The sequence below is a fragment of the Acidovorax sp. BLS4 genome (assembly GCF_032929295.1).
In the GTDB taxonomy this organism is placed as follows: Bacteria; Pseudomonadota; Gammaproteobacteria; order Burkholderiales; family Burkholderiaceae_C; genus Paracidovorax.
The window spans coordinates 105,478-123,123 of sequence record NZ_CP136797.1; the positions used below are offsets into that span (position 1 = coordinate 105,478).

The following is a 17,646-nucleotide window of genomic DNA, read 5'->3' on the forward strand; positions in this document are numbered from 1 at the left end:
TTTCAACAAAACGGGCACCGCATGGCGTCAGCCATGCCGGGCGCGCAGCGCACGGTGCGGGGTGGACGCGTATGAGCGCACCCAAAACCGCGCTCATCATGGCCGGCGGCACCGGCGGCCACATCTTCCCGGGCCTGGCCGTGGCCGAGGAGCTGCGCACGCGCGGCTGGCGCGTGCACTGGCTGGGCACGCCCGGCAGCATGGAGTCGCGCCTGGTGCCGCCGCGCGGGTTCGCGTTCGAGCCCATCGATTTTTCCGGCGTTCGCGGCAAGGGGCTGCTCACGCTGGTCTTGCTGCCACTGCGCCTGCTGCGCGCCTTCTGGCAGTCGCTGGCCGTGGTGCGCCGCGTGCGCCCCGACGTGGTCGTGGGCCTGGGCGGCTATGTGACGTTTCCGGGCGGGATGATGGCCGTGCTGTTGGGCAAGCCTTTGGTGCTGCACGAGCAGAACTCGGTGGCCGGCCTCGTGAACAAGGTGCTGGCCGGCGTGGCCGACCGCATCTTCACGGCCTTCCCCGGGGTGCTCAAGAAGGCCCAGTGGGTGGGCAACCCGCTGCGCACCGCCTTCACGCAGCAGCCCGCGCCGGCCGAGCGCTTCGCCGGCCGCACGGGGCCGCTGCGCCTCCTGGTCGTGGGCGGCAGCCTGGGCGCCCGCGCGCTCAACGAGATCGTTCCGCAGGCCCTGGCGCTGATTCCGGCGGACCACCGGCCCGTCGTCACCCACCAGAGCGGCGCAGCGCAGATCGATGCGCTGCGCGAGCACTACGCGAAGGCGGGCGTGCAGGCCACGCTCACGCCGTTCATCGACGACACCGCGGCGGCGTTCGCCGACGCGGACCTCATCGTCTGCCGTGCGGGCGCCAGCACCGTCACCGAGATCGCCGCCGTGGGCGCGGCGGCGGTGTTCGTGCCGTTCCCCCATGCGGTGGACGACCACCAGACCGCGAATGCCCGCTTCCTCGTGGACGCCGGTGGCGGGTGGCTCGTGCCGCAGCGCGACCTCACCCCCGAGTGGCTGGCAAAGTTGCTACAAAATTCAGAGCGCGATGCCCTAGTGGATATTGCGCAGAAGGCCAAAAACATGCAAAAGATCAACGCCACCCGCGAAGTGGCGACTGCCTGCGAGGAGCTGGCATGAAGCACGCCATTCGCCACATCCATTTCGTCGGCCTGGGCGGCGCCGGCATGTGCGGCATCGCCGAGGTGCTGTTTAACCTGGGCTACGGAATTTCGGGCTCGGACCTGTCCGACAGCGCCACCCTGCGCCGCCTGCAGGCGCTGGGCATCCGCACCTGCGTGGGCCATGCGGCCGCGCACATCGAAGGGGCGGATGCGGTGGTCACCTCCACGGCGGTGCAGGCCGACAATCCCGAGGTGCTGGCCGCCCGCGAAAAGAAGATTCCCGTGGTGCCGCGCGCGCTGATGCTGGCCGAGCTGATGCGCCTGAAGCGCGGCATCGCCATCGCCGGCACGCACGGCAAGACCACCACCACCAGCCTGGTGACCAGCGTGCTGGCCGAGGCCGGGCTCGACCCGACCTTCGTGATCGGCGGGCGGCTCAACAGCGCGGGCGCCAATGCCAAGCTGGGCAGCGGCGACTACATCGTGGTGGAGGCGGACGAGTCCGACGCCTCGTTCCTCAACCTGCTGCCCGTGATGGCCGTGGTGACGAACATCGACGCCGACCACATGGAAACGTACGGGCACGACTTCGGCCGCCTCAAGGGCGCGTTCGTCGAGTTCCTGCACCGCATGCCGTTCTACGGCACGGCGATCCTGTGCGTGGACAATCCGGCCATCCGCGACATCCTGGCCGACGTGACCTGCCCGGTGACGAGCTACGGCTTCTCCGAAGACGCCCAGGTGCGTGCGGTGGACGTGCGGGCCGATGCGGGCCAGATGCGTTTTCGCGTGCAGCGGCGCAACGGCGTCACGCTGCCCGACATCGACGTGGTGCTGAACCTGGCGGGCGAGCACAACGTGCTGAACGCCCTGTCGGCCATCGCGGTGGCGGTGGAGTTGAACATTCCCGACGACGCGCTGCTGCGCGCCCTGGCCCAGTTCAAGGGCGTGGGCCGGCGCTTTCAGCGCTACGGCGACATCGCCGCGCCGGGGGGGGGCGCTTTCGCGCTGATCGAGGACTACGGCCACCACCCGGTCGAGATGACGGCCACGCTGGCCGCGGCGCGCGGTGCCTTCCCGGGCCGGCGCCTGGTGCTGGCGTTCCAGCCGCACCGCTACAGCCGCACGCGCGACTGCTTCGAGGATTTCGTGAAGGTCATGGGCAGTGCGGACGCCGTGCTGCTGACCGAGGTGTATGCCGCCGGCGAGGCGCCCATCGTCGCCGCCGACGGCCGGTCGCTCACGCGCGCCCTGCGCGTGGCGGGCAAGGTCGAGCCGGTGTTCGTGGACGACGTGGCCCTGCTCGCGCAGGCGATCGTGGACAACGCCCGGGACGGCGACGTGGTGCTGTGCATGGGCGCGGGCTCCATCGGCGCCGTGCCGGCGAAGGTGGTGGAAATGCTGCAGAAAGAAGAAGCGCCAGCGTTGGCGGAGGTCGCGCGATGAGCCACGAAGACACCCCCGCCATCGACGTGCGCGCCCTGGGCAAGGTCGCGGTGCTGATGGGCGGCTCGTCCGCCGAGCGCGAGGTCTCGCTGATGTCCGGCGGCGGCGTGCTGCAGGCGCTGCGCGCCCGCGGCGTGGACGCGCATGCGTTCGACCCGTCCCAGACCGACCTGTCCGAGCTGCGGCACGGCGGCTATGCGCGCTGCTTCATCGCCCTGCACGGCCGCCATGGCGAGGACGGCACGGTGCAGGGCGCGCTCGAGCTGCTCGGCATTCCGTACACCGGCCCCGGCGTGATGGCGTCCAGCATCGCGATGGACAAGATCATGACCAAGCGCATCTGGCGCTTCGAGGGGCTGCCCACGCCGGACTGGCGCCTGGTGTCGAGCGCCGCCGAGACCGCGCAGGCGCTGCAGGCGCTGGGCGCGCCGATGATCGTCAAGCCCTCGCGCGAAGGCTCCACCATCGGCCTGACCAAAGTGACCTCGCCCGGGCAGTGCGAACAGGCCTACCTGCTGGCCTCCCGCTACGACCCGGAAGTGCTGTGCGAGGAATTCATCGAAGGCGACGAGACCACCTGCCCGGTGCTGGGCCAGGGGGCGGATGCGCATGCGCTGCCGGTGATCCGCATCGTGGCGCCGGCCGGCAACTACGACTACCAGAACAAGTATTTCACCGACGTCACGCAGTACCACTGCCCGAGCGGCCTGCCCGAGGCCGAGGAGCGCGAGATCCAGCGCCTGGTGGTCGAGGCCTTCCGCACGCTCCAGTGCCGGGGCTGGGCGCGCGCCGACATCATGATCCGCGCCAGCGACCGCAAGCCCTTCCTGCTGGAGATCAATACCTCGCCCGGCATGACCGGCCATTCGCTGGTGCCCATGTCGGCCCGCGCCAGCGGCGTGAGCTACGAGGCGCTGTGCCTGCGCATCCTGGCGAGCGCCTCGCTCGACGGGCTGCAGGGGCATGCCGGCGCCGGCGTCACCGTCCACGCCACCCCCACGGGAAGCCCGGGAGCCGCATGACCGCCTCGCTGCCCGCACCGCTTGACGTCAAGCTCATGAACCTGACCGCCACGGTCCTGTTCGTGGGCTGCGCCGCGTTCGTGCTGGTGGTGGGCGGCTCGTGGATGCTGCGCCATCCCGCGTTCGCGATCGGGCGCATCGTGGTGCAGGGCGAGCTGGTGCACAACAACGCCGTCACGCTGCGGGCCAACGTCGGGCCGCACCTGGTGGGCAATTTCTTCACCGTGGACCTGCGCGCCGTGCGCGAGGCGTTCGAGCAGGTGCCCTGGGTGCGCCACGCGATGGTGCGGCGCGAGTTTCCCAACAGCCTGCGCGTGGAGCTGCAGGAGCACGATGCCGCGGCCTACTGGGGCGCCGAAGAGGGCTCCACCCTGGTCAACAGCCAGGGCGAGGTGTTCGAGGCCAACGGCGACGACCTGGACGCGGACGAACTGCCCCGCCTGCAGGGCCCGCAGGGCCAGTCGCTGGAGGTGCTGCAGATGTACCACCGCCTGCAGCCGGTCTTCGAGCCGCTGGACACCAAGGTCGATGCGCTGGAGCTCACCGGCCGCGGCGGCTGGCGCGCCACGCTGGACAGCGGCGCCGTGGTGGAACTGGGCGGCGGCACGCCGCAGGACGTGGTGCAGCGCACGCAGCGCTTCGTGCGCACGCTGGCGCGCGTGGCGGGCCAGTACGGGCGGCGCGCGGACGCACTCGAATCGGCCGACCTGCGCCACGCCGACGGCTATGCGCTGCGGCTGCGCGGGGTGACCACGGTCAATGGCGACGCCCCCAAGGCGGCCGCCCGGGCGCCCGCGCGCACTGCGCCGCAGCGCGCGCGCCCCGCCAGAACAACAGGGCAGAACCACTGAGGGCAGGACACAGAATATGGCAAGAGAATACAAAGACGTGGTCGTGGGGCTGGACATCGGCACCGCCAAGGTGATGGCGGTGGTGGCCGAGGTGCTGCCCAATGGCGAACTCAAGCTGGCCGGGCTGGGCGTCGCACCCAGCAATGGCCTCAAGCGCGGCGTGGTGGTGAACATCGACGCCACGGTGCAGAGCATCCAGCAGGCGCTGAAAGAGGCCGAGCTGATGGCCGACTGCAAGATCCAGCGCGTGTACACCGGCATCACCGGCAGCCACATCCGCGGACTCAATTCGAGCGGCATGGTGGCGGTCAAGGACAAAGAAGTCACCCAGGCCGACGTGGCGCGCGTGGTGGAGACGGCCAAGGCCATCAACATCTCCAGCGACCAGCGCCTGCTGCTGGTGGAGCCGCAGGAATTCGTGATCGACGGGCAGGATGTGAAGGAGCCCATCGGCATGAGCGGCATCCGCTTGGAGGCCAAGATCCACATCGTGACCGGCGCGCAGAGCGCGGCCGAGAACATCATCAAGTGCGTGCGCCGCTGCGGGCTCGAGGTGGAGCAGCTCATGCTGAACCCGCTCGCCTCCAGCCAGGCCGTGCTGACCGACGACGAGCGCGAGCTGGGCGTGGCGGTGGTGGACATCGGTGCGGGCACGACCGACGTGGCGATCTTCACCGGCGGCGCGATCCGCCACACGGCCGTGATCCCGATCGCGGGCGACCTCATCACCAGCGACATCGCCATGGCGCTGCGCACGCCCACCAAGGATGCCGAGGACATCAAGGTCGAAAGCGGCTATGCCAAGCAGCTGCTGGCCGATCCCGAGGCGCAGGTGGAGGTGCCCGGCCTGGGCGACCGCAGCCCGCGCATGCTCAGCAAGCAGGCGCTGGCCGGCGTGATCGAGCCGCGCGTGGAGGAGATCTTCTCGCTGGTGCAGCAGGTCATCCGCGAGTCGGGCTATGAAGAGGTGCTGTCCTCGGGCATCGTGCTCACGGGCGGCAGCGCCATCATGCCTGGCATGGTCGAGCTGGGCGAGGACATCTTTCTGAAGCCCGTGCGCCGGGGCATTCCCAAGTATTCGAGCGCGCTGGCCGACATGATCGCCCAGCCGCGCGCCGCCACCGTCATGGGCCTGCTGGAAGAGGCGCGCCTGGCGCGCCTGCGCGGCTTCAAGGTAGCGCAAAAGAGCGGCTCGGTGAAGACCGCGTTCGGCCGCTTCAAAGATTTCATCGTGGGGAACTTCTGACATGTTGTCCCCTCAGCACTGGCTCGCTCGCGCCGGCCCCGATGCGCTGTTCTGGCAACGATGGCGGGGCACCGGCCCCCCTTTCGTGCCGCGGACCGCGCCCCACCCGATTCCAACCATCCAGCCGTTTTGGCCCCATGCAATTCACGTGAAAGACTAGGAGCACCCACCATGACCATCGAAATGATCGAAGCCGAAGAATTCAATCAGGGCACCCAGATCAAGGTGATCGGTGTCGGCGGCGGCGGCGGCAATGCCGTCGCCCACATGATCGCGCGCAATGTGCAGGGCGTGGAGTTCGTCTGCGCCAACACCGACGCGCAGGCCCTCACGCGCAGCCCCGCGCACCGCACCATCCAGCTGGGCGGCAGCGGCCTGGGCGCGGGCAGCAAGCCCGACAAGGGCCGCGATGCCGCCGAAGCGGCCGTGGAAGACATCCGCAGCGCCATCACCGGCGCGCACATGCTGTTCATCACCGCCGGCATGGGCGGCGGCACGGGCACCGGCGCGGCCCCCGTGATCGCGCGCGTGGCCAAGGAGATGGGCATCCTCACCGTGGGCGTGGTCACCAAGCCCTTCGACTGGGAAGGCGGCCGCCGCATGGCCAATGCCGACAACGGCCTGGCCGAGCTGGAAGCCAACGTCGATTCGCTGATCGTCGTGCTCAACGAGAAGCTGCTGGAAGTGCTGGGCGACGACATCACCCAGGACGAGGCCTTCGCGCATGCCAACGACGTGCTCAAGAACGCCGTGGGCGGCATCGCTGAAATCATCAACGAATACGGCCACGTCAACGTCGACTTCGAAGACGTGCGCACCGTGATGGGCGAGCCCGGCAAGGCCATGATGGGTACGGCCACGGCCGCCGGCCCCGACCGCGCCCGCATCGCCGCCGAGCAGGCCGTGGCCTGCCCGCTGCTGGAAGGCATCGACCTGTCGGGCGCCAAGGGCGTGCTGGTGCTGGTGACGGCCGCCAAGGGCAGCCTGAAGCTGTCCGAGTCGCGCCTGGCCATGAGCACCATCAACGCCTACGCCTCGCCGGACGCGCACGTGATCTACGGCGCCGCCTACGACGACAGCCTGGGCGAAGAGATCCGCGTGACCGTGGTGGCCACCGGCCTGTCGCGCCAGAACGCACGCCGCCAGCCCATCTCGGTGGTACAGGGCGGCCTGCGCACCGGCACGGACAACGTGGCTTACCAGATGCCCATGGCCGGCGCTACGCTGGGCGCGGGCCTGGTCGGTGGCGGCACCGCGCAGGCAGACTACGGCAACATGTCGGTGCCCAGCGTGTGGCGCACCAACCGCACGCAGGCGGCCGCCCGCGTGGACGCGCTGTCCTCGGGCGGCATGGACGACCTGGAAATCCCCGCGTTCCTGCGCAAGCAGGCCGACTGACGGGCAAGGCCCTGCGGGCCTTTCTTGTTCACAACACCGCCATGTTCCGCAAGGGGCTGGCGGTTTTTTCTTGCGCGCGTGGGCCTATTGCGCCCATAGCGGCAGCGATGCCCCATGATGGGGCCTCCCCCTCTAAAATCGACCGATGCTCCAGCAACGCACGATCAAGACCCTGACCCGCGCCGTCGGCGTGGGCCTGCACAGCGGCCAGCGGGTCGAATTGACGCTGCGCCCCGCCCAGCCCGACACGGGCATCGTGTTCCGCCGGGTGGACCTGCCCGAGCCGGTGGACATTCCCATCACCGCCATGGCCGTGGTGGACACGCGCATGGCCTCCACCATCGGCGTGGGCGGTGCGAAGGTGCACACGGTCGAGCACCTGATGTCGGCCTGCGCGGGCCTGGGGCTGGACAACCTGTACATCGACATCACGGCCGAAGAGGTGCCCATCCTCGACGGCTCCTCCGCCTCGTTCGTGTTCCTGCTGCAGAGCGCCGGCGTGGAGCTGCAGAAGGCGCCCAAGCGCTTCATCCGCGTGACGCGCCCGGTCGAGGTGCGCGAGGGCACGGGCCCGAGCACGAAGTGGGCACGGCTCGACCCGTACCACGGCTACAAGCTGCGCTTCGAGATCGACTTCGCCCACCCGGCGGTCGATTCCACCGGACAGAGCGTGGAGTTCGACCTCGGCTCCGGCAACTACACCCGCGACATCGCGCGCGCGCGCACCTTCGGCTTCACCAAGGACGTGGAGATGATGCGCGCCAGCGGCCTGGCGCTGGGCGGTGGCTTGGACAACGCCATCGTCATGGACGACTACAAGGTGCTCAACAGCGACGGCCTGCGCTACGACGACGAGTTCGTGAAGCACAAGATCCTCGATGCCATCGGCGACCTGTACCTCGTCGGCAAGCCACTGCTGGCGGCCTACAGCGCTTTCCGCTCGGGCCACGCGATGAACAACCTGCTGCTGCGCGAACTGCTCGCGCAGGAGGACGCCTGGGAAATCGCCACGTTCGACAATGAGCGCCAGGCGCCCGCCGGCTTCGCGCAGCCGGTGGCCGCGTGGTAGGGCGACGCCGGGGCCGCGCGGCATGCTGATCTTTCGCTGGATCGCCACCCTGCTGCTGCTCATGGCAGCGGTGTCGTTCGCGTTCTACGTGGGCACGGGGCAGGCGCGCTACAAGCGCTGGGGGCTCATCATCCTGAAGTGGACGGTGATCGCCGGCTTCGTGTTCTTCGCCGTGTTCATCCTGGGGCGCATCGCCTGACCGACACGGAGGGATGGCGGCGGGCGAGGGGGCTGGCCTATACTGGCGCCTGCTCCGGGGTGTGCTGATGCGCTGAGATGCGGGCGGCCTGACGAATGTCAGGCTGGCTTGCGAACCCGACGAACTTGATCCGGTTCATACCGGCGGAAGAAGAGCCGACCTCCCGTGACCGTGCCCGCACCCGCGTGGCACGCACCGCTTCACCAGGCGCCCTGCGCCTGCGTTCCAGGCACAGGTCCATTTCCGGAGCAGCCCCACCGCCCCCGGAAACAGGAGACCTGCCCCTTGAACGCACCCGAACCCCTCGCCCGCGAAAAATTCGCCGAACTGCTCGCGCTCACCCGCGCGCCCTTTCCCGCATCGCGCAAGGCCTACCTGCCCGGCCACACGCACGCGGACCTGCGCGTGCCGGTGCGCGACATCGCGCTCACCAACGGCGAGCAGGTCAGCGTGTACGACACCTCCGGCCCCTACACCGACCCCGAGGCCGTGATCGACGTGCGCCAGGGCCTGGCCAGCGTGCGCGGCGGCTGGATCACGGCGCGCGGCGACGTGGAACACTACGAGGGCCGCCCGCCCGTGGCGCTGGACGATGGCCAAAAGAGCGAGGACGCCGCCCGCCTGGCCCAGCTGCGGGCCGAGGCCGCCGCGCTGCAGCGCCAGCCGCTGCGCGCCAAGAGCGGCGCCAACGTGACGCAGATGCACTACGCGCGCCGCGGCATCGTCACGCCCGAGATGGAATACGTGGCCATCCGCGAGAACGGCCGCCGCGAATGGATGGCGCAGTACATGCAGGATGCGGGCCGCGAGCAGCGCCTGATGGGCAACCCCATGGGCGCGAGCATCCCGAAGATCATCACGCCCGAGTTCGTGCGCGATGAAGTGGCCCGCGGTCGCGCGATCATTCCCGCCAACATCAACCACCCCGAGGTGGAGCCGATGGCGATCGGGCGCAACTTCAAGGTCAAGATCAACGCCAACATCGGCAACTCGGCCGTCACCTCCAGCATCGAGGAAGAAGTGGAAAAGCTGGTGTGGGCCATCCGCTGGGGCGCCGACAACGTGATGGACCTGTCCACCGGCAAGGCCATCCACACCACGCGGGACTGGATCGTGCGCAACTCGCCGGTGCCGATCGGCACGGTGCCCATCTACCAGGCGCTGGAGAAGGTCGGCGGCGTGGCCGAAGACCTGACCTGGGCCATCTTCCGCGACACGCTCATCGAGCAGGCCGAGCAGGGCGTGGACTACTTCACCATCCACGCGGGCGTGCGGCTGGCCTACATCCACCTCACGGCCCAGCGCCGCACCGGCATCGTCTCGCGCGGCGGCTCCATCATGGCCAAGTGGTGCATGGCGCACCACAAGGAGAGCTTCCTGTACGAGCACTTCGAGGACATCTGCGACATCATGAAGGCGTACGACGTGTCGTTCAGCCTGGGCGATGGCCTGCGGCCCGGCTGCGCGTCCGATGCCAACGACGAGGCGCAGTTCGCCGAACTGCACACGCTGGGCGAACTCACCCAGACCGCCTGGAAGCACGATGTGCAGACCATGATCGAGGGCCCCGGCCACGTGCCCATGCACATGATCCAGGCCAACATGACCGAGCAGCTCAAGACCTGCCACGAAGCGCCGTTCTACACGCTGGGCCCGCTGACCATCGACATCGCCCCGGGCTACGACCACATCGCCAGCGCCATCGGCGCGGCCATGATCGGCTGGATGGGCACGGCCATGCTGTGCTACGTGACGCCCAAGGAGCACCTGGGCCTGCCCGACCGCGACGACGTCAAGCAGGGCATCATCGCCTACAAGATCGCCGCGCACGCCGCCGACGTGGCCAAGGGCCACCCCGGCGCCCGCGCGCGCGACGACGCGCTCTCCCAGGCGCGTTTCGATTTCCGCTGGCAGGACCAGTTCAACCTGGGCCTCGACCCCGAGACGGCCCAGGAATACCACGACGAAACGCTGCCGAAAGACAGCGCCAAGGTCGCCCACTTCTGCTCGATGTGCGGCCCCAAGTTCTGCTCGATGAAGATCACGCAGGAGGTGCGCGAGTTCGCCGCCAAGGGCCTGCAGGAAAAGGCGGTGGAGTTCCGCGGCACGGGCGGCGAGCTGTACGTGCCGATCCAGCCGGTGGGCTGATCGCCCTTCATGGGCGCAGGGCGCGCCGCCTGGCAAGGCGGCGGCGTGCCCTGGCGGACCTCAGGCGTGGCCCAGGCGCAGGGCCCGCACTGCAGGGACCGTTGCGGGCGAAGGCGCCGGCACGGGCGCGGAGAGGCGTTCCGCCGATTCGCTGGCCGCCGAGGAATGCGGCAGCGCGAAGCGGCTGATCACCGACGACAGGTCGTGCGCCTGCCCGCGCAGGCTTTCCGCCGCGGCGGCCGACTGCTCCACCAGCGCCGCGTTCTGCTGCGTCATCTCGTCCAGCCGCGACATGGCGGCGTGGATGGCCGCGATGTCCTGGTTCTGCGACCGGGTGTGGCTGCGGATCTCGCCCATGGTCTGCGCCGTGTGCTGGATGGTGGAGACCACGCGCTCCATCGTGCGGCCGGCGTGCCCGGCCAGGCTGGCGCCCGAGGCCACCTGCTGCACGGACTCGGCGATCAGCGCCTTGATCTCCTTGGCGGCCTCGGCCGAGCGGTTGGCCAGGCTGCGCACTTCGGACGCCACCACGGCGAATCCCCGGCCCTGGTCGCCGGCGCGTGCGGCCTCCACGGCGGCGTTCAGCGCCAGGATGTTCGTCTGGAAGGCGATGGAGTCGATCACGCCGGTGATGTCGGCGATGCGGCGCGAGCCCGTGGCGATGCGGTCCATGGTGTCCACGACCTGCGTGACCACGCCGCTGCCTTCCTGCGCCACGCTGGCGGCCTGCGAGGCCAGGGCTTCCGTGCGCTCGGCGGACGCCGCCGCATCCGCCACGCGGCGGATGACCTGCTCCAGCGAGGCCGCGGTTTCCTGCAGCCGCGCGGCGGCCTCCTCGGTGCGGTTGGACAGGTCGGCGTTGCCGCCCGCGATGTCGGTCGAGGCGGCGCTGATGCTCTGCCCCAGGGTCTGCACGCGGTGCACCAGGCTGCGCAGCGCGCCCTGCATCACCGACAGCGAGGTGAGCATGCGGCCGGTCTCGTCGCGTTCGTGGCCGGCGATGTCCTGGCGCAGGTCCAGCCCGGCCACGCGGTCCGCCGTGGCGCTGGCGATGGCGATCGGGCGGGTGATGCTGCGCACCAGCCACAGCGCCAGCAGGGTGCCCAGGGCCAGCGACAGCGCGCCGAAGGCCACCAGCGCCCAGCGCGCCATGCCGCTCAGGCGCGCGACCTGCGCCGCCGCTTCGTCGATGTCCTGCCGCTGCGACTGCGAGAGCGCTTCGAGCGCCTGGAGCAGCGCCGTGGCCGAGGGCAGGAAGCGTTCACCGTAGACCTTGCGGATGCGCTCGGTGAGGCCCGAATCGCGCGCGGCCACCAGCTCCGTCCGCGCGGCCAGGAAGGTGGCGCCCATGGTGCGCACCTGCGCCACCTGCTGCATGTTCTCGGTGCCTTCGAGCCGCCGGGCCAGTTGGGCGACCAGCGCGTCGTACTGCTGCTGGGTGCGCGCGATGTCGGCGCCGAGGATCTCGCCCACCTCGGGTTCGGAACTCAGGGCCACGGCCTTGTAGCGCTCGGCGTTGATGGCCTGCAGCCGGTACGCATCGGCCACCAGGCGCTCGGTCGCGACGCTGCGCTGCACCATGGCGTCCGTGGCGCGGCCGATGTGGTGCAGCGACCAGATGCCGATGGCCGAGCCCACCAGGCTCAGCGCCAGGACGGCGAGAAAGACAGTCAGCAGGCGCTGGCTCAGTGAGCCGGTGCCCGGCCGGGCGGCAGTGGGGGCAGGGGATTCGTGGGACGCGGGAGACGCAGTGAAGGGGTGTGCCATGTGGAGTCCGAAGGTGTGGCGGGCGCCATGGCGGGGCAGGAAGGCGCGCGCCGGCGCGGTCGCGATGGCAGTGACTTTGCCCTCCATTTGTGACAATTTGTTTTCCACTGCACGGTGTGAGGGCATGGCGCCGCGTGTTGGCCCCTCGGTGAATACCCCGTCGGCTATTGGCAGGGCGCCGCATATAGTGATCGCCGATGCGGCCCACGAGGCCGTGTTTTTTTGGTGGCGTGGTTATTGCTAACGCTCAAGTAACATTTTGTAGAGGAGAGCCATGAACGCTCTGGGCCGCCTGTCGATTCGCACCCGCCTGTATTTCGGGACGATCTTTTCCTTGGTGCTCCTCGTCGTCATCGGTGCCATGGGCTATCTCGCCCTGGACCGTACGCGGGACACGTTGCAGGTGCTGTTTTCGCAGCGCGTGCAGACCCTGACCGACATGGCCGAACTGCGCACCACACTGGGGAATCTGCGCCGGGCCGAGAAGGACATCATCATCAACTTCAACAACTCGGTCGAAGTGTCGGCCCTGCGCGACAGCTGGGGCAAGACGCTCGCCGCGCTGCGCAAGAGCCTGGCCGACGTGCGGCAGGCCCAGGCCGGGGATGCCGCCTTCGTCGAGGGCATCGACAAGTCGCTCGCCGAGATCAAGCAGTACGAAGCCGGCATCTCGCCCATCTTCGAGCAGATCGAGCGCGCGCAGATCGACGGGGCTGGGGGCGGCGCCTATGCCGACCGTCTCAAGCAGCACATGGAGGCCACCGACCAGCTGTTCGCCAGCCTGGCCACCACCGCGCGCCAGCAGATGGAGGAGGCGCGCCAGGGCGTGGAGGCGCGCACGGCCTTCATGTCGGCCGCGATCGGCGGCGGGCTCCTGCTGGGGCTGGCGGTGCTCATTCCGCTGACCTTCTTCAGCGTGCGCTCCATCACGCAATCGCTGGCGCAGGCGCGCGATCTGGCCGAGCGCATCGCCAGCGGCGATCTGTCGCACGAGGTGCATGCCACGCAGCAGGACGAGGTGGGCCAGTTGGTGACCGCCATGGGCCGCATGCAGGATTCGCTGCGCGGACTGGTGCGCCAGGTGCAGGAAGCGTCGGGCAGCATCTCCACGGCCAGCACCGAGATCGCCTCGGGCAACCACGACCTGAGCCAGCGCACCGAGCAGACGGCGGCCAACCTGGAAGAAACCGCGTCGTCCATGGAGCTGCTCACCAGCACCGTGCAGCAGAGCGCGCAGTCCGCGCGCCAGGCGAGCGAATTCGCCACCACCGCGGCCGAGGTGGCCGCGCGCGGCGGCGCCGTGGTGTCGCAGGTGGTCAGCACCATGGGGCAGATCACCGACAGCTCGCGCAAGATCGCCGACATCACCGGCGTGATCGATTCCATCGCCTTCCAGACCAACATCCTGGCGCTGAACGCCGCCGTGGAAGCCGCCCGCGCCGGCGAGCAGGGCCGGGGCTTCGCCGTGGTGGCCAGCGAGGTGCGCAGCCTGGCGCAGCGCAGCGCCGAGGCGGCCAAGGAGATCAAGGGCCTCATCGGCTCGTCGGTGGACCGCGTGGAAGACGGCTCGCGCCTGGTGAGCGAGGCCGGGGCGACCATGAACGAGATCGTGGGCAGCGTGCGCCGGGTGTCGGACATCATTTCCGAGATCACCGCCGCGTCGTCAGAGCAAAGCGACAACATCGGGCAGATCAGCCAGTCGGTGAGCCAGCTCGACCAGATGACGCAGCAGAACGCCGCGCTGGTGGAGCAATCTACCGCCGCATCGGAATCCTTGCGCGACCAGGCCAACCAGCTCACCCAGGCCGTGAGCCAGTTCAAGCTGAGCGATGCCGCCGAAGCCCCTGCGGGCCGGGTCGCCGCGCGTTCCCCTGCCGGCGTGCCGTCGCCCGCGGTGGCGCAGCAAGCCAAGGCGTTGCAGCTGCACTGAGCATCGTCGACGGGGGCGGTGCAGGGTGGGGCTCCCTGCGCTGCCCACCCATCCCTATCCCGCGCCTGGCCCCCGCTGATGCATTTCGTTGCCGGTGTGCAGCGCGTGCAAACCTGTGGCAACCGCGGGAAAACCTCCGGTAAAGCAGGGCCGTCCCGGGACCGGGCCCCGGCAAATTGCGGCACCATGCGGGCATGTTCAACCTTTTCGAAAGGCTGGAAATGTCGCGAGACGCTTCGACCCTGCATGCCTTCCCCGGCCGCGCCGCCGCCGTGGGAACCTTCTTCACCGCTTCGACCGCTCCCACCTCCCGCCGCCTGCAGGGCCTGGCCGCCGCGTGCGTGGCCGTCCTTCTGGGCGCCGCATCGCTGGGCGCCGAAGCCCAGCCGCGCGACGACCGGCACGAGCAGCGCCATGGCCAGCGCCACGGCGGCCGGCATGACGACCGGGGCCGCGACGACGGACGCCATGGCGACCGCCGGCACGACGACCGCCGTGGCCCACCGGCCTATCGCCACCCGGGCCCGCCGCCGCAGGCCTACCACGGCGGCCCGGCGTACCGGCCCGGACCGCCGATGGTGCACCCCGGCCATCCGCAGATGCACGGGCAGCGCGGCGTCGGCCCGCAGCACAACTGGTACCGCGGCAGCCGCGTGCCGCCCATGTACCGCTCGCACCATTACGTGGTGAACAACTGGCGCCACCACCACCTGGCGCCCCCGCCGCGCGGATACCACTGGGTGCAGAACGGGCCGGACTACCTGCTCATCGCCATCGGCACCGGGGTGATCGCGCAGATCGTCTTCCAGTAGGCCGCCGGCCGGCAACAGGGGACGACGGCCCGCGCACCCCGCCGGTCAGTAGCTGCGGCCGCCCTTGTACATGGCGTGCTGGCGCCGGTTGAGCGTGGCCGCCTCGCCCAGGCGCGCCATGGCCGCCCCCGCATGCGCGTGGGTGATGGCCATGCCCAGCGCATCGGCCGCGTCGGAGCCGGGCAGGCCCGGCAGGTGCAGCAGCCGCCGCACCATCTCCTGCACCTGGGTCTTGGCGGCCCGGCCGTGGCCGACCACGGCTTTCTTCATCTGCAGCGCGGTGTACTCGGCCACCGGCAGGTCGCTGGCCACCAGGGCGGTGATGCAGGCGCCCCGCGCCTGGCCCAGCAGCAGGGTGGACTGGGGGTTCACGTTCACGAAGACGATTTCCACCGTGGCCACGTCGGGCTGGTAGCGCGCCACCACCTCGGTGATGCCGTCGAACAGCACCTTGAGCCGGCCCGGCAGGTTGCCCAGCGCGAGCGCCGTGGTGCGGATCGTCCCGCTCGCGACGTAGCTCAGCGCGTGGCCGTCCACATCCACCACGCCGAAGCCGGTGGTCTGCAGGCCGGGGTCGATTCCCAGGATTCGCATGTGCTCACTTATTCATAGCATCAAGGGCAATAAGTTCTAGGGCATAAGGCCGATTTCGCCTACAAGCCGAAGTACCAGCGCACGGAGTGGAAGAACACCGGCGCCGCAAAGCACAGCGCGTCCACCCGGTCCAGCAGCCCGCCCGCGCCCGTGACCGACTGGCCCTGCATGCCCCAGCTGGTGATGCCACGGTCGCGCTTGAGCGCCTTCATCACCAGGTGGCCCAGGCTGCCCGCCAGGCACGCCAGCAGGGCCATGCCCAGCGCCTGCCCTGGCTTGAACGGCGTGATGAACGACAGCATGACCCCGGCCACGCCGCCCACCGCCACGCCGCTGGCCCAGCTCAGCCACTGGAAGCTCTGGCTCACCTGCGGCGCCACCGGCTTGTGGGGGAACCGGCGGCCCAGCAGGTGCTGGGCGATCACGCCGGCCTGCACCACCACGACCAGGAAGAACACCAGGAAGGCGCCCTTGCCCTCGTAGCCCGGAAAGTCGAGCAGCAGCAGCGCGGGCACATGGCTCATGCCGTACACGCACACCATGATCCCCCACTGCAGCTTGGCGTTGCGCTCCAGGAAGCGCTCGGGGTCGTTGGCGAGCGCGCTGGCCACCGGCAGCGCGAGAAAGACGTACACCGGGATGAACACCGTGAACAGGTCGAACTTGCGCGTGCCCACGAGGATGAACTGCAGCGGCAGCACCACGAAGAAGGCCAGCACCAGGCTGCGGTGGTCGCCCCGGCGCGTGGGCGAGAGGGTGATGAACTCGCGCAGCGCGAAGAACGCCACGATGGCGAAGAGCACCGTGGCCACGGTATCGCCCAGGGCCCAGCCCACCCAGAACACGGTGGCCATGAACCACGAGGTCTTGAGCAGGCTCCAGAAGCGCCGCCATTCCTGCTGGTGCGCCTCGTGCTCGGCCTGGTCCTGCACGCCGGTGCCGCTCGCCTCGCGCAGCGTCTGGAAGAAAGCGTAGAGGGTGACCAGCGAGAGCAGCCCGAACATCGCGACGAAGAGCGCGCCGATCTGCTGCGTGGTGGTGAGGTTGCGAAGGAAGTCGTTCATGTCAGACCTCCCGCAGCGCGATGACGGCGCGGCGCGCGCGGTCCAGGAACGGGCGGCGCTCCTCGCCGGGCTCGACCTGGATCGGGGCGCCGAAGGTCACCGAGCACAGGATGGGCACGGGCACCACTTCGCCCTTGGGCATGACGCGCTGCACGTTGTGGATCCAGGCCGGCACCAGCACCGCCTGCGGGAACATCAGCGCCAGCTTGTACAGGCCCGACTTGAAGGGCTGGGGCTCATCGCCGTGGCCGCGCGTGCCCTCGGGAAAGATCACGATCGAATCGCCGCTCTCCAGCGCCTGCACCAGCGGGGCCAGCGGGTCGTCGGGCGCGAGCGCGGCGCGCAGGGCCTCGGGTGTCGGCGGCGCGGATTCGGCGGCGGCTTCATGGGGCGCCGGAGCCAGGGTCTCCATCATCGATCCGCTCTGCGGAATGTCAGCTGCGTTCAGGGCGGTTGGGCCGTCCGCCGGGGCCGGCGGGGCAGGGTCCAGGGCGGCCGTTTCGGCGCCCGGCGCCGCCGGTGGCATCGCGGCAGGTGTGCCTGACTGGCGGTCCACGTACACGGCGTTGAAGACCGCCGAGGTGATCCAGTGCCGAAAGGGCGTCTTGGTCCAGTAGTCCTTGGCAGCGATGGGGCGGGTGATGCTGCGCAGCTCCTGGGGCAGCGCGGCCCAGATCATCACCAGGTCGGCGTGGCTCTGGTGGTTGGCGAAATAGATGCGTTGCTCGGCCTTGGGCGGGCAGCCGTACCAGCGGGCCTGGGAACCGGTGAGAAATCGCACCAGCCCGAGTAGGAAAAGGCTCATCAACTTGGAAAGCATGGCGGCGATGATACGGGGGCGTGGCAGGGAGCCCGCGCCGGCCTGCACCGTGGGCCGGCGAGCCCCCTGCCACGGGCCGGCCGCGCACCGGGAAGATCCGTTCTGCGAAGTGGAATTTTCCAAGTTCGCGCTTCCCTTTCGCGAGGCCACTTCTAGACTG

The 17,646-nt window shown here is 69.7% G+C and carries 15 protein-coding genes and 1 riboswitch; of the genes, 11 read left to right on the forward strand and 4 right to left on the reverse strand.

The window, feature by feature from the left end; all coding sequences use genetic code 11:
• Positions 1 to 71: 71 nt before the first annotated feature.
• From murG to thiC, 9 genes are all read left to right on the forward strand, one after another.
• Complete coding sequence (murG, locus tag R1Z03_RS00470; RefSeq protein WP_317356100.1) at positions 72 to 1,136, forward strand: undecaprenyldiphospho-muramoylpentapeptide beta-N-acetylglucosaminyltransferase; 1,065 nt, start codon at positions 72 to 74, stop codon at positions 1,134 to 1,136.
• Positions 1,133 to 2,566: a UDP-N-acetylmuramate--L-alanine ligase gene (gene murC / locus R1Z03_RS00475; RefSeq protein ID WP_317356101.1), complete on the forward strand. Its 1,434-nt coding sequence runs from the start codon at positions 1,133 to 1,135 to the stop codon at positions 2,564 to 2,566. Before murG ends, murC begins: the two co-directional genes overlap by 4 nt.
• Complete coding sequence (locus tag R1Z03_RS00480) at positions 2,563 to 3,588, forward strand: D-alanine--D-alanine ligase (protein WP_317356102.1); 1,026 nt, start codon at positions 2,563 to 2,565, stop codon at positions 3,586 to 3,588. The genes murC and R1Z03_RS00480 overlap by 4 nt, the downstream gene beginning before the upstream one ends.
• On the forward strand, positions 3,585 to 4,439 hold the full coding sequence (locus R1Z03_RS00485; RefSeq protein WP_284429470.1) for a cell division protein FtsQ/DivIB: 855 nt from the start codon (positions 3,585 to 3,587) through the stop codon (positions 4,437 to 4,439). The genes R1Z03_RS00480 and R1Z03_RS00485 overlap by 4 nt, the downstream gene beginning before the upstream one ends.
• Before the next feature lie 16 nt (positions 4,440 to 4,455).
• Positions 4,456 to 5,685 carry a cell division protein FtsA gene (gene ftsA, locus R1Z03_RS00490; protein ID WP_092741824.1) on the forward strand — a complete coding sequence of 410 codons (1,230 nt, stop codon included), beginning with the start codon at positions 4,456 to 4,458 and terminating at the stop codon, positions 5,683 to 5,685.
• Between the two features lie 171 nt (positions 5,686 to 5,856).
• Positions 5,857 to 7,083: a cell division protein FtsZ gene (ftsZ, locus tag R1Z03_RS00495; RefSeq protein ID WP_272549194.1), complete on the forward strand. Its 1,227-nt coding sequence runs from the start codon at positions 5,857 to 5,859 to the stop codon at positions 7,081 to 7,083.
• A gap of 145 nt (positions 7,084 to 7,228) precedes the next feature.
• Positions 7,229 to 8,152, forward strand: coding sequence for a UDP-3-O-acyl-N-acetylglucosamine deacetylase (gene lpxC / locus R1Z03_RS00500; RefSeq protein ID WP_272567220.1), 924 nt, complete (start codon positions 7,229 to 7,231; stop codon positions 8,150 to 8,152).
• Positions 8,153 to 8,174: 22 nt separating this feature from the next.
• Positions 8,175 to 8,351: a hypothetical protein gene (locus tag R1Z03_RS00505; RefSeq protein WP_317356103.1), complete on the forward strand. Its 177-nt coding sequence runs from the start codon at positions 8,175 to 8,177 to the stop codon at positions 8,349 to 8,351.
• A 45-nt stretch (positions 8,352 to 8,396) separates the two neighbouring features.
• Positions 8,397 to 8,520, forward strand: a riboswitch (TPP riboswitch).
• A gap of 116 nt (positions 8,521 to 8,636) precedes the next feature.
• Positions 8,637 to 10,499: a phosphomethylpyrimidine synthase ThiC gene (gene thiC, locus R1Z03_RS00510; protein ID WP_272567223.1), complete on the forward strand. Its 1,863-nt coding sequence runs from the start codon at positions 8,637 to 8,639 to the stop codon at positions 10,497 to 10,499.
• Between the two features lie 60 nt (positions 10,500 to 10,559).
• On the opposite strand, the gene R1Z03_RS00515 is transcribed toward thiC, so the two are convergent.
• Positions 10,560 to 12,266, reverse strand: a complete 1,707-nt coding sequence (locus R1Z03_RS00515) for a methyl-accepting chemotaxis protein (RefSeq protein WP_317356104.1) — start codon at positions 12,264 to 12,266, stop codon at positions 10,560 to 10,562.
• Positions 12,267 to 12,540: 274 nt separating this feature from the next.
• Here R1Z03_RS00515 and R1Z03_RS00520 point away from each other — a divergent pair, with 274 nt between their 5' ends.
• Positions 12,541 to 14,196, forward strand: a complete 1,656-nt coding sequence (locus R1Z03_RS00520; protein WP_284405279.1) for a methyl-accepting chemotaxis protein — start codon at positions 12,541 to 12,543, stop codon at positions 14,194 to 14,196.
• Positions 14,197 to 14,417: 221 nt separating this feature from the next.
• Entirely contained in the window at positions 14,418 to 15,008 is a 591-nt protein-coding gene (locus R1Z03_RS00525) for an RcnB family protein (protein WP_317356105.1), read from the forward strand.
• Positions 15,009 to 15,053: 45 nt separating this feature from the next.
• Here R1Z03_RS00525 and ruvC read toward each other — a convergent pair whose 3' ends face one another.
• The 3 genes from ruvC to R1Z03_RS00540 are packed head-to-tail and all read right to left on the reverse strand — an operon-like array spanning position 15,054 to position 17,486.
• A complete protein-coding gene (ruvC, locus tag R1Z03_RS00530; RefSeq protein ID WP_272567228.1) occupies positions 15,054 to 15,602 on the reverse strand; it encodes a crossover junction endodeoxyribonuclease RuvC in 549 nt (182 codons plus the stop codon).
• 59 nt (positions 15,603 to 15,661) lie between these two features.
• Positions 15,662 to 16,666 carry a phosphatidate cytidylyltransferase gene (locus R1Z03_RS00535; protein WP_317356106.1) on the reverse strand — a complete coding sequence of 335 codons (1,005 nt, stop codon included), beginning with the start codon at positions 16,664 to 16,666 and terminating at the stop codon, positions 15,662 to 15,664.
• A gap of 1 nt (position 16,667) precedes the next feature.
• The gene (locus tag R1Z03_RS00540; protein WP_317356107.1) at positions 16,668 to 17,486 is read right to left on the reverse strand and encodes a lysophospholipid acyltransferase family protein; all 819 of its coding nucleotides are present in this window, start codon (positions 17,484 to 17,486) and stop codon (positions 16,668 to 16,670) included.
• Positions 17,487 to 17,646: the final 160 nt, after the last annotated feature.